Here is a 12,113-nt window from a genome sequence, read left to right as displayed (position 1 = left end):
CACACCATGCGCTACATAAAACTACTTCTCCCGTTGATTGTGAGTTTACGGGTTTTCGGTCAGAACACCCACGTGATTAACCACACCTTGTCGTACACCCAGCTTCAGGGAGCCACCCCCTTGGTCGTACCTCTTCCGATAACGGCTGCTGAGTTTGCGCAGGCCAAAGCCAATAAAAACCTGTTTCAGTTGAGGCTGAAAGTAGACGATGCGCCCTCCAGCGCTAATCAGTCACTTGCCCTGGCAACCATCAGGCATCAGGAACCAGCCTCGGTCAATTTGGCGACTGGCACCATTCAGTTAGACTACGTACTGGATTTGCAACCAGACAATAAAACGGAATTTGTCCCGACCAAGAACCAACTGATCCGGGCAGTACCCTGGTCAGACACCACTCTCCGGCCTTTACACTTGCTGTTGCCTGATATTCAGCCTGGCTTTACCTCGCAGGAGGACAACGCCATTCAAATTGATTTCTGCGCAGAAGACAACCAGGGAGTCCGTTTTCCATTTGCCAGAAAGTGGCCATTCATTAAAGCCGACGAGACCATACGAGCAGTGGTGCGCCACGTAAACCCGCTTCGCTATAATGCTGCATTAGGGACAGACGGTATCGCTTTCAACACCGACCCCGGCGCAGCCTTTTCAGCGGTCAGTGGCATCTTCGATCAGAGCGGTACCTTCTTCAAGAAAAATGACCTCAGTTCCTCCATTTCTAGGAATGCGACTGTTCGAAAACTGGAGAAGTTAACCGGTATTGCACCAGTTATCAGTCAGCGGCTAAGCATAACCAAACGGCTAGACTGTTTATCAGAGGCGGATCTTGCGCTACTCCGCTCACTCAAAGTTGAACAGCAACGCGTTTTAGATGACTATAAGATCGCCGATGAATTTGCGCTCAAAGCCACACTCACTCAAGCTGCCAATGCAGCGCTGGCCAGTCTGACGGCCGTATCGATGATTAGTTCCACGAGCATCAGTAGCACCACAAGTGCCGTGAACTCCAGTACAACAACGCCGGCCACCGGGCTAACCACGACAGTCAGAAGTGTTACCACGAGCCAGAATAACAGTCTGGTTACCGATGCCGGTCAGGCTGATGAATACACGCTGTATGTACGGGCGCTTGCAGAATATGCCTTGACCGCTGATCTGGCCAGTCGTACGTTCAAATTGATACAGACCCTCGACGACGTCGTGGAGGGTAGCACACTACGGCTACGTCCGTTCAGTCCAAAACAATACACTGGTGCCGACGTCATTCGGATTACGCTTAGCACGGCTCCCGCTGGCAATACCGCGGTTTCGCCCACGAAACAGAGTTACGATTTATGGGTAACAGGGCGGCTGAAAATCGACTACAGCGCAGGCGTCTTCTTTTCGGGGTTGGCCGATGAATCCTTCAGTACCCGCGACACGACCTTCAAACCGACGTCATCAACGGCCACTATTACCCGGCAGATCAAAGATGTTGATGACGCCAACAAACTAACAGTCGCACTGGGTGTTTTGGCTCACGCCTACTGGCGGCTGCCCATTTTGGGCGGCACCGTTACGCCTGGCCTGACAGCCGGCAGCGGCATTACGTTTAAAGGACGCCCGATCGTAGTCGTTGGGGCCAGCCTGCTGTTGGGACGCGCTCAACGGGTCGTCTTCACGTACGGGCGGTCGTTTGGTATTCAGCGTGAGTTGTCTGCTCGGTATGAGAAATTGAACAACTATGCCACCAGCGACTCAACTCCGTTTACCTACGTGGATACGTTCCGGGGCAGATGGTTCTTCGGTCTGACCTTCAACTGGGGCAAAAATGAAAAAATTGTCACGACAAACTGAGGCGATGGTTGCCTTTACCCGCGCATGCCGCGCAGGAGCGTCTGGCACTTCATCTCGGTTTCCAGCCATTCTTTTTGCGGGTCGGAGTCTTCGGTGAGGCCGGCCCCGGCGTAGAGCGTAGCCGTCTTGCCTTCCAGTTTCAGGCAGCGGATGTGCACAAACAGGTGGCTAGCGGCGTCGATATTGACAGGGCCGGCAAACCCCGCATAGAAACGCCGGTCGTGGCGCTCGTGGGTCTGGATGAAGTGCAGCGCCTCGGGGCGGGGCATCCCGCAGACCGCCGACGTGGGGTGCAACAGCCGTAGCATCACCGTGCCCAATTGCGGAAAATTGACCGCGTTCGTATCGACGGTGTATTGCGTACACAGGTGCATCAGGTTGCCCGCCTGCGCCGTTTTGGGCCCTTCTTCGACATATTCCCGCAACCGGATTTTCTTGAAACAGCCGATGATATACCGACTCACCAGCGCCTGCTCTTCAATCTCTTTTTGCGACCAGAGAGCGTCGGCGGTGCGTTTCAGTGTGCCATCGGGGTAATAAGCCGACTGCGTACCGGCCAGCGCTACCGTGCGAAAAACGCCATCGGCTTCGACACTGACGAGACGCTCGGGGGTGGCCGAAAGCCAGATTTGAGCCGGAGCACCGCCCGTGCCTTCGGGCAACCACACCGCCGACACAAACGCCGCCGGATAGGCCGCACACAACCGATCGAACAGAATGGTCACGTCGGGCTGCTCAGCGAATTCGATGGTCTTGGTGCGCGAAATCACCACCTTCCAGAATTTCCCGGCCTGCATGGCCCGTACGGCCTCGGCCACGGCATCTTCAAAGTTGCGTTGCGCGTCGGGTTGGGTGGTTTCGGTAAACTCAATTGCCGACAAGGAGCCTGCCCCGCTCGGGCGGGGTTCCTGACCAGCCTGCATGGCCGCCCGCACACGTACCTGAAAGGCATCGGCGAGCGGGTTTAGCGACGCAGTGGGCACGTCGCGTTTTGGCTCAACCTGCCCGTTCCCGTCAATGGTATACTGTAAATCGGCGTGCAGGTAAAAGGCTTTTGCCATCTCCTCACGGTTCGGGTCGGTGGGATTGTCGAACAGGCCAATGGCAAAGCCGGGGCGCAGTTCGTCCAGGTCGATGGGCTGCTCAGTCAGTTTGTCGCCGAGGTGCACAATCAGCCGCTTGTCGGTCTGGTTGGGCAACCGCCACAGCGCGGCTGGCTGATTGGTATCAAGCGCAGTTTGCCAGATATGACTCAGGGAAGGGGCAAGTTGGCGAGCGGTGGGTTTTGCTGACGAAGCGATCATGGCGGAAAGCGACCTTGTTCAGGGTTATAACACGTTTCGCCAACGAAAGAGTTTTCGTCGGCCCCGACATCCGTACCCTTGTTTTTCGCTGCAAGCGGAGGCGCGACGCATCGCGCCCCCAATCTGCTTACGGCTTCTCGACAGGTACGTCGCTCACTACTTCGCCTTTGAACTGCAACGTCGCTATGCCCTCACCCGCATTCGACTCCACAAAGACCGATTTGTTGAACGTACCCAGCGCGGCGGCGTTAAACGTCGCGTTGATCTGCCCCGACGCCCCGGGCAGCACGGCCTCTTTGGGCCACTCAACGCCCGTGCAGCCACACGATCCCTTCGCCTTCGTGATAACCAAGGGCGTGGTGCCGGTATTGGTGAACGTGTAGGTGACCGTTACGGGCTTGCCCTGCTGAATCCGGCCCAGTTCCTGGACGGTACTGGCCCAGCCAAACGAGGCCAGGGTGTGGGCGAAAACGGTACCTGCCAGCAACAGCAGCGCGACCAGAAATGCGAATGTGTTTTTCATAAAAAACAGCGATTTGGTTGATTCCCCCGGTGGCCGTTCGTCGGCCGGTGGGTAACGGCACAAACGTAGCGTGAGTCAACGGGCGGGGGTGTTAATGAGTCGTTATCAGTTGTTAATGACTTGTTAACGCGGACCAACCAGCCACCAAAGCCCGTAAGTTTACCGCCGTATCTGACTAACCCGGCTGCTATGTCCCGTGCGTTGATTCGAAGTTTGGTCGTCTTGTCGGTGATTGCCATCGTCGGCATTCTGACGGTGCAGGCCGTATGGCTGCGGCGGGCCTACGCGCTGGGCGAGCGGCAGTTTCGCCAAACGGCTTTCGTGGCGTTGCAGGAAGTGGCCGATCAGGTGGCCAAACTCAACCGCATCCGGCAAACGCAGGCGGCCGTCGTGCAGCTATCCGCCGATTATTTCGTGGTTCGTACCGACGCGCCCATCAACCCGGTGCTGCTGGAACATTACCTGCAAACGGCGCTCCGTCGGCACCGGCTCCTGACCGATTTCGAATACGGCATCTACAATTGCGAAACCGAACGGATGGTCTACGGGGCCTACGTGTCGTCGGTGACTCAAACGACCGTCAACAATGCCCTACCCGGCCGACAGCAACCGCCGCGTTTCCCCGGTTACACGCATTATTTCGAGATTCGGTTTCCGGGGCAGGCGGGTTTCGTGACGGGGCAACTCAACGGCTGGCTGGCGTCGTCGGTGGCCGTAGCGCTGGTGGTCGTACTGTTTGGCTATACGCTCTGGGTCGTGCTGCGCCAACGCCAACTGGCCGATATTCAGCGCGAGTTTATCAACAACGTTACCCACGAACTACAAACGCCCGTGTCGACGCTCCGCATTGCGGCGGGGGTGCTGCAACAGCCAGGTATCAGTCAGCAGCCCGAGCGGCTGGGGCAGTATGCCCGCGTGGTGGCCGAAGAAAGCGGTCGGCTTCAGCGGCAGGTGCAGGCCGTGCTCAATCTGGCGCGTCGGCAGCACACCGGCTTTGCGACGGATCGGGTCGTGCTGGATTTGAACCAGCTACTCACCGACGTGGCGCAGGCCCATACCGTACCCATCCGGCTCGACCTGCAAGCCGCGCCCGCCTGGCTCCTGGCCGACGCCTACGCGCTCGAAACCCTGCTGAACAACCTCATCGACAACGCCCGGACTTACTGCACCGATCAACCCGACATTCTCCTGAGCAGCCGTACCGTAGGGCAGCGCCTGATCTGGTCGGTGGCGGATAAGGGCGTTGGGATTGCCAAAGCGCATCAGCGGGCGGTGTTCCGACAGTTTTACCGGGTGCCAACTGGCAACGTACCCACGGGCAAAGGCTTCGGTCTGGGGCTGTATTACGTCTCGCGGGTGGCGCGGGCGCACGGCTGGCAGCTTCGTCTCGACAGCACGCCCGGCCTCGGCAGCACGTTCACGTTTACGGCCCCGCTGGCCAGTTTCGTTCCACAACCCGCTGTTGCTGAACCTGTATGCTGACCGATTTGCCGCAGTCAACGCCACCTAAAGCGAATCTGCTGTATGTGGAAGATGACATCAACCTGAGCTTCGTCACGCGTGACAACCTCGAAGCGGCTGGGTTTGCGGTGCAGCATTGCGCCACCGGCCGCGAGGGCTGGCACACCTTCCAATCCGGTACGTTCGACCTTTGCCTGCTCGATGTGATGCTGCCCGAAACGGATGGCTTCGCGCTGGCGCAGCAGATTCGGGCGGTCGATACCAACGTACCCATCTTGTTTCTGAGCGCCCGCACCGACCGCGCCGACCGCCTGACGGGCCTGCGCCTCGGTGCCGACGATTACCTGACCAAGCCATTCAGCATCGACGAACTACTACTCAAAATCGAGGTATTTCTCAAACGAAGTGGCCGAAAACCAGCGCCGGACGTACCTGCACCGACCCGCTGGCAGCCCGGTGGCGTGCCGCTGGGTACGTATCGTTTCGATCGGGCGAATCTGACGTTGCACCGTGCAGAACGTACCCACGAACTAACCCAGCGCGAAGCCGACGTACTGGCCTACCTGCTGGCCCGGCCCAACGCGGTGGTGCGACGCGACGACCTGCTGCGGGCCATCTGGGGCGACGACGATTATTTCATGGGACGCAGCCTCGACGTGTTTGTGTCGCGGCTGCGAAAACGGCTGGCGGCCGATCCGAGCCTGCGCATCGACGCGGTCCACGGCGTTGGTTTTCGGCTGGTCGTCTAACGTTATTTTGAGCGAATCGCATCGACCGGGTTCATGCGGGCGGCCAGCGCGGCGGGCAGAATCCCGAATACGACACCAATCAGGCTGGAGACCATTACGCCAAGCAGGATATTGCCCGTGCTCAACTGAATATCCAGACTCCCCAGGTTGGCAAAGGACATCAGGTAGACCAGCCCAATTCCGACCAGCCCGCCAACCAGCGCCAGCAGCACCGATTCGAACAGAAACTGAAGCAGAATCACGTAGTTTTTGGCGCCTAATGATTTCTGAATGCCGATGATGTTGGTGCGCTCTTTCACCGACACGAACATAATGTTGGCGATGCCGAAGCCGCCGACCAGCATGGAAAAACCGCCGATGAACCAGCCCGCTACCGTCAGCACGGCGAAGATACCACCGATAAATTTGGCCAGCGCCTCGGGGCGGTTGATGGCGAAACTGTCTTCCTGTTGCGGGCGCAGGCTGCGGCGGGCGCGCAGCAGCCCTTTTATTTCGCCTTCGAGGTTTTCCAGCCCCTTATCCGACTCATAGCCTTTCACGGCGATGGTCAGGCTGGGGTTGATGGAATTGAACAGCTTGGCGAAGGTGCCGTAGGGAATAATCACCCGTTTGTCGGGGTCGCCGCCGATTTCCAGAATACCCGATCCCTTTTTCTCGCCCACGCCGATCACTACAAACCGCAGCCCGGCAATCTGCACCGACTGACCCATAGCGCTCTGATTCGGAAACAGCGTTTCGGCAACCGTCGAGCCGATGATGGCTACGTTACGCGCCGACTCCACCTCCTGCGGCACAAAATAGCGCCCCTCGGCGATGGGTACGTCGGAAATCTTGTTGTAGTCGAAGGTAACGCCCGATACCCGCGCCGACAGGCTGTTGCTGCCACGTTTGATGGTGATGCCGCCCCGGCCACCCATCGCCACCACCGCCTGCGCATTTTCGAGCCGGTCGGCCAGCAATCGGTATTCGGTGTATTTGGGTTCGGGGCGCTGGAAGTATTTCCACCACGGATAATCGCCGCTGAAGTCGAACGGCCATTTCTGCACGTACACCACGTTGGTACCCAGTGAGCCCAGCGTCTCCTTAATGTTGCGCTGCAACGAATCGACGATGGTAAACACCGCGATGATAGCAAAAATACCAACCGTCACGCCCAGCAATGACAGGGTCGTGCGCAGCAGGTTGGAGCGCAGCGCCTGCCAGGCAAACCGCAGGCTCTCATAGATTTGACGGAAAACAGCGATCACAGCAAGGGGCGTTTGTCGGGAGTCGTGGGGCCTTACGATCAGTGGCAACCTTTAGCAAGGCCAACCGATCCGTGAACCCTAAACTTCCGGCGCTTCCCTCAACATTCCAATTCCTTTGGGCTAAGGGGTTGGAATACGGGGCGAGTGGTTGGAGAGGAATACATAATGTATAGTGTACAATGTATAATGTACGATGAGCTGATCCGAAGTACCCTGCTCCACCATCGCATCATACATTCTTCATTATACACTATACATTATACATTATAAATTCTTCACTATACATTCAACACCTCCCCCTGCCCTACCGGCTGGCTGTCTTTGATCTGTTCGCGAATGATGAACAGCGGGCGCCCTTTCACCTGGAAGAAAATGCGCAGTACATACTCACCAATGATACCCAGGGCAATCAGCTGCACGCCGCTGAAGAGCGTGATCAGGAAGATCGTTGCCGTAAAGCCCTGGGGTACGTCGTCGTAAGCGAACTTACGGACCAGGTTATAGATCAGGTAAATGACGGCGAATCCGAGCGTCCAGAGGCCAAGGTTGGTGATGAACTTGATGGGGTATTCGCTGAAGTTAAAAATGCCGTTGTAGGCCAGCCGCCAGAGCATCTTGAACGAATACTTAGCCTCGCCGGCGATGCGTTCGTCGCGCTCGTAGGGCATCCCGATCTGCTTAAAGCCAATCCAGCTCCGCATCCCGCGCAGGTAGCGGCTCTCTTCGGGCATGCTGTTCATCACGTTCACCACCCGGCGGCTCATCATGGCAAAATCGCCGCTATCGAGCGGAATTTTGATGGACGAAATCGACGCCAGAAACCGATAAAACAGAAAATAGGCCGACCGCTTCACGATGCCCTCCTTGCGTTTCTGCCGCACGGCATACACCACGTCGTAGCCTTCTTTGAGCTTGGCGTAAAAGCTGGTGACCAGTTCGGGCGGGTCCTGCAAATCACCGTCGATCACCATCACGGCCTCGGTGCCCCGCGCCACGGCCAAACCAGCCGTCAGGGCCGTTTGATGCCCGTAGTTGCGCGACAGAAAGACCGCATGGTAACGAGGGTCATTCAGGGCTAAGTCGCTCATCATCACGGCTGTCTGGTCACGGCTCCCATCATCCACCAACACTACATCGATATCGAGATCGCTGGTATCCATGAGTGCGTTGAGGCGTTTTACCAGATGCGGAAACGTGGCCTGTTCATTATACAGCGGCGCAACAATAGAAACTTGCGACATAGGAAAGTAAATCAGCGTTCGGGGTTCGATATTGACTGGGCAGACCAGCAGATTAGTAGCTGGCAAACGCCTGAACAGCCAGGATCGAACCGAATTTTAGTCCCAAATATACGGCAACAAGCATGCCTGCGCCCGATAGGTTATTTTATGCACGGGTAGATTCCGTAGTTTAGTAGCACAGACTTACCCACTATCCCTCCCTATCGCGCGCCAAAGGCAGCCAGGGGAACCGTAACCGTCTCATTCTCTATGCGCTTTCGTCTATTCTCCCTTTTCGCGGCCACGTACCTGCTGGCTCTCGCCTGCAAACCCACGCAACCCACCTCCCAGCAACCCACTACAGCCTCTATTCAAACCGGACAAGGCGTTTATCAGTACCGGGAAGAAGACCCGCTTCGCAAACCGTTTTTCTCGGATCGGCAGGGCGTCATCGGGCGAAATGGCATGGTGGCGTCGGCGCATCCCGAAGCCTCACTCGTGGGCCTGAATATCCTGAAAGCGGGTGGTAACGCTGTCGACGCGGCCGTGGCGGTGCAGTTTGCTCTGGCGGTTTGTTACCCGGTGGCGGGTAACATCGGTGGGGGTGGCTTTATGGTCTATCGCGACAAGAGCGGTAACACCAGCAGCCTCGATTACCGCGAAAAAGCACCGGGCCGGGCTACGCCGAATATGTACCTCGATTCGCTCGGCAACGTGCGGGCGGGGGCGCTGAGCATCAACGGCCACCTGGCCAGCGGTGTACCCGGCGCCGTCGACGGTATGGTGCAGGCACACCAGAAATTCGGCAAATTGCCCTGGGCGCAGGTGTTGCAACCCGCCGTTGATCTGGCCGAGAGAGGCTTTTCGCTCACCGAACGCGACGCCACGGGCCTCAACCGCATCAAAACCGACCTGCTGACCTACAACCCCGGGAAGACGTACTTTATGCGGCCCGACGGACGGGCGTGGGCCAAAGGCGATACGCTGGTACAGGCTGATCTAGGCAAAACGTTGCGCCGCATTCAGGCGCAGGGCCGCGCGGGCTTCTACGCGGGCGAAACCGCCCGACTGCTGGCCGCCGAAATGGAACGCGGTAGCCCCACCGGCGGTAAAGGGCTGATCACCGAGGCTGATCTGGCGGCGTATCAGGCCGTCTGGCGCGACCCCATCCGGGCCGGTTACAAAAACTACAACATCATCACCATGCCCCCTACCTCGAGCGGCGGGGTGGCGCTGGTGCAACTCATGCGCTTTGTGGAGCCTTATCCACTGCGCCGCTGGGGCTGGAACCGCGACAGCACCGTGCAGACGATGATCGAGGCCGAACGCCGTGTCTATGCCGACCGGGCCAAATTCTTGGGCGATCCTGATTTTGTGAAGGTACCCGTTCAGCAACTAATCAGCCCCGACTACCTGCGCCAGCGCTGGGGAACGTTCAGCTTCGCCCAGGCCACGCCCAGCAGCAGCGTGCGGGGTGGCAACGTACCTGGCTACGAAAGCATGGAAACCACGCACTTCTCGATCGTCGACCGCGAAGGTAACGCCGTCAGTATCACCACCACGCTCAACGGTGGCTTTGGCAGCCGGGTCGTTGTGGGCGGCGCGGGCTTTTTCATGAACAACGAGATGGATGATTTCAGCGTGAAACCCGGCGCGCCGAACATGTACGGCCTGATCGGCAATCAGGCCAACGCCATTGCCCCCGGCAAACGAATGCTGTCGAGCATGACGCCGACTATTCTGGAGCGCGATGGTAAGCTGTTTTTGGTGGTAGGCACGCCGGGCGGTTCCACCATCATGACGTCGGTATTTCAGACGATTCTGAACGTGGTCGAGCACGGTATGACGATGCAGCAGGCCGTCAATGCGCTGAAATTCCATCATCAGTGGTTGCCCGAAAAAGTCATTTTCGAGAACGGCGCCTTCACCGACGCCACGCAGCAGAACCTGACGAGCAAAGGCTATCAGCTCGAACGGCTCACCAATACGCTCGGCCGGATGGATTGCGTGCTCGTTCGCCCCGATGGCACCTACGAAGGCGCCTCTGACCCCCGCGCCGACAACACGGCAATGGGCTGGTGATTAGTTTGTGGCGACAGCCTTAGCGGAACGTACCTGATTCTCGAGCAGCAGCAAACCGCTAGGGCTGTCGTGCCAGTATTGCCGCCAAGCGGCGGGTGTGTTGGACAGCGATCGAAAATTGGAGCCTAGCACGATGTCCTCGTCGCCGTCACCATCGAGGTCAGCCGCGTCCATCACCAGCCAACGACCCACATCGGCACCGCGCCAGGTACGTGCCTGAAACCGTAGATTGCCCTGATTTTCGAAGTAGACAAACAACTGAGCGGGACGCTGTCGGTTCGGGTCGAGCAACGGAAAGAACGAAATCGCTACCAAGTCGAGGTCGCCGTCCTGATCGAAGTCACGGGCGAGCACCTGCCCGGCCCCCGGCATGGCGTAGGTCCAGGCTTTTTTGAAGCCGAATGTACCGTCGTTCAGGAAAATATGGACGCCGTGGTAGGGCTTGTACACCTGCGAATAATCGGCGTTATCGCCGTTGGTGTACACGATATCGACCTTCCCATCGCGGTTCATATCGGCTAGCTCCAGATACGACGAGCCGTTGGCGGGTGGAAACCGCAGCACGGTCTTTTTCAGGAATTTACCATCGGGTTGTCCGTAGTAAACCGCAACCTGTTCGTCACCCTGCGCGAGTAAGGCCACCACGTCGGGCCAGCCATCGGCGTTGACATCCTGAATGATAGCCCGGCGCGCCCCCGGCGTGGGATCGAGGATAGTTTCCAGGTACGTGTTGCCCGTTTTGATGAAGGCGCTCAGTTGCCCCACATTATGCCCAAACTCGCACACCACCCAATCGGCTTTGCCGTCGCGGTTGAGGTCGCCCACGGCCAATTGCACGGGGCGTCGAAGTGTGTCAACGCCTTTTTCACCCGGTAGCCGTAACTCGCCCGTTTTCCGGTCGTTGGGGTTCATGATGCCGACCAGCAGCCGGGCGTAGGTGTTCTGGCCCGGTACCCGCACCACGTCGGTCAGCGGACTCACCACCCGCACCGAGTCGGTCCGTTGCAAGTGAGCATCGAACGTCTGAATAGCCCCCATCTGATCGCCCACGATCACGCGGTGCGCAACGGGGTCGATGCGCACACAGGTCGAGAGAGCCGCCAGGGGCTTGGTCGGCGTGATGGGTTTGAATAACGTCAGCGAAGGCGTGGGGGCCGGTTCCGTTACGGCCAACGAATCGGGCGCTTTGTCGACGTAAAAATCGACCAGCCGTTTCCATTCGTCGGGTGTCAGCAAAGGTTGCGCAGGGAGATAGCCCTGCTGAACACCCCGCTCGCGTTCCTCCTGCTGACTGATCTGCTGGGCCAACGCCAGCGTGTCGCCAACCAGCCCCAGCCGAAGGGCCATTTGCGGCAATACGCCGTGTAACCACGTTTTCTTGGGTAGCAAAGCCGGTTGAGGGTATTGGTGGCAGTTGCCGCAATGCTGCTCGGCCAGTTGCTGCCCAGTAGCTTCGGCGGGTTTACAGGCCATCGGCAAACCAATACTCAACGCACTAATCAGAATAATTCCGCCAGCCAGCAGACCCAGACCATTTTTCATTACAGACACAACGAAGTCTTTGTAAAACTACGCGATTCGGGCCAATACTCGCCCAAAAACGCAAGCCAGGTACGTTGTAAGCGGCTTTTGCACAGCCGCTACCCCGAACGGCCCTATATTTGTGCCAGGCGAGCAGGTGAACAGGTGGTTGC

At 58.2% G+C, this 12,113-nt stretch carries 9 protein-coding genes; 4 read left to right on the top strand and 5 right to left on the bottom strand.

Going from position 1 to position 12,113, the window contains the following annotated elements; translation table 11 throughout:
• Positions 1-6: 6 nt before the first annotated feature.
• Entirely contained in the window at positions 7-1,833 is a 1,827-nt protein-coding gene (locus FAES_RS07310) for a hypothetical protein (protein ID WP_015330563.1), read from the top strand.
• 14 nt (positions 1,834-1,847) lie between these two features.
• Here the strand turns inward: FAES_RS07310 and FAES_RS07305 are convergent, their stop codons facing one another.
• Together FAES_RS07305 and FAES_RS07300 are read right to left on the bottom strand one after the other, a co-directional pair.
• Positions 1,848-3,137 carry a chorismate-binding protein gene (locus tag FAES_RS07305; protein ID WP_015330562.1) on the bottom strand — a complete coding sequence of 430 codons (1,290 nt, stop codon included), beginning with the start codon at positions 3,135-3,137 and terminating at the stop codon, positions 1,848-1,850.
• A gap of 127 nt (positions 3,138-3,264) precedes the next feature.
• Positions 3,265-3,660 carry a DUF1573 domain-containing protein gene (locus FAES_RS07300; RefSeq protein ID WP_015330561.1) on the bottom strand — a complete coding sequence of 132 codons (396 nt, stop codon included), beginning with the start codon at positions 3,658-3,660 and terminating at the stop codon, positions 3,265-3,267.
• 189 nt (positions 3,661-3,849) lie between these two features.
• On the opposite strand from FAES_RS07300, the gene FAES_RS07295 reads away from it, so the two are divergent.
• Both FAES_RS07295 and FAES_RS07290 read left to right on the top strand, forming a co-directional pair.
• The gene (locus tag FAES_RS07295) at positions 3,850-5,142 is read left to right on the top strand and encodes a sensor histidine kinase (protein WP_015330560.1); all 1,293 of its coding nucleotides are present in this window, start codon (positions 3,850-3,852) and stop codon (positions 5,140-5,142) included.
• On the top strand, positions 5,136-5,870 hold the full coding sequence (locus FAES_RS07290; RefSeq protein ID WP_015330559.1) for a response regulator transcription factor: 735 nt from the start codon (positions 5,136-5,138) through the stop codon (positions 5,868-5,870). The genes FAES_RS07295 and FAES_RS07290 overlap by 7 nt, the downstream gene beginning before the upstream one ends.
• A gap of 2 nt (positions 5,871-5,872) precedes the next feature.
• Here FAES_RS07290 and FAES_RS07285 read toward each other — a convergent pair whose 3' ends face one another.
• Together FAES_RS07285 and FAES_RS07280 are read right to left on the bottom strand one after the other, a co-directional pair.
• Positions 5,873-7,114 (bottom strand): ABC transporter permease, encoded by a 1,242-nt coding sequence (locus tag FAES_RS07285; RefSeq protein ID WP_041258651.1) that lies wholly within the window; start codon positions 7,112-7,114, stop codon positions 5,873-5,875.
• Between the two features lie 281 nt (positions 7,115-7,395).
• On the bottom strand, positions 7,396-8,358 hold the full coding sequence (locus tag FAES_RS07280; RefSeq protein WP_015330557.1) for a glycosyltransferase family 2 protein: 963 nt from the start codon (positions 8,356-8,358) through the stop codon (positions 7,396-7,398).
• A gap of 249 nt (positions 8,359-8,607) precedes the next feature.
• Here FAES_RS07280 and ggt point away from each other — a divergent pair, with 249 nt between their 5' ends.
• Positions 8,608-10,419 (top strand): gamma-glutamyltransferase, encoded by a 1,812-nt coding sequence (gene ggt / locus FAES_RS07275; RefSeq protein ID WP_015330556.1) that lies wholly within the window; start codon positions 8,608-8,610, stop codon positions 10,417-10,419.
• Here ggt and FAES_RS07270 read toward each other — a convergent pair whose 3' ends face one another.
• Positions 10,420-11,961 carry an FG-GAP repeat domain-containing protein gene (locus FAES_RS07270; RefSeq protein ID WP_015330555.1) on the bottom strand — a complete coding sequence of 514 codons (1,542 nt, stop codon included), beginning with the start codon at positions 11,959-11,961 and terminating at the stop codon, positions 10,420-10,422.
• Positions 11,962-12,113 lie beyond the last annotated feature (152 nt).

Origin of the sequence: Fibrella aestuarina BUZ 2 (genome assembly GCF_000331105.1) — a bacterium.
In the GTDB taxonomy this organism is placed as follows: Bacteria; Bacteroidota; Bacteroidia; order Cytophagales; family Spirosomataceae; genus Fibrella; species Fibrella aestuarina.
This window is presented reverse-complemented; position numbering and strand designations above follow the sequence as displayed.

Bases quoted from the DNA above. Each gene is read 5' to 3' on its own strand.
- FAES_RS07290 (WP_015330559.1), top strand. From the start codon at position 5,136: ATGCTGACCGATTTGCCGCAGTCAACGCCACCTAAAGCGAATCTGCTG.
- FAES_RS07300 (WP_015330561.1), bottom strand. From the start codon at position 3,660: ATGAAAAACACATTCGCATTTCTGGTCGCGCTGCTGTTGCTGGCAGGT.
- FAES_RS07280 (WP_015330557.1), bottom strand. From the start codon at position 8,358: ATGTCGCAAGTTTCTATTGTTGCGCCGCTGTATAATGAACAGGCCACG.
- FAES_RS07310 (WP_015330563.1), top strand. From the start codon at position 7: ATGCGCTACATAAAACTACTTCTCCCGTTGATTGTGAGTTTACGGGTT.
- FAES_RS07295 (WP_015330560.1), top strand. From the start codon at position 3,850: ATGTCCCGTGCGTTGATTCGAAGTTTGGTCGTCTTGTCGGTGATTGCC.
- ggt (WP_015330556.1), top strand. From the start codon at position 8,608: ATGCGCTTTCGTCTATTCTCCCTTTTCGCGGCCACGTACCTGCTGGCT.
- FAES_RS07305 (WP_015330562.1), bottom strand. From the start codon at position 3,137: ATGATCGCTTCGTCAGCAAAACCCACCGCTCGCCAACTTGCCCCTTCC.
- FAES_RS07270 (WP_015330555.1), bottom strand. From the start codon at position 11,961: ATGAAAAATGGTCTGGGTCTGCTGGCTGGCGGAATTATTCTGATTAGT.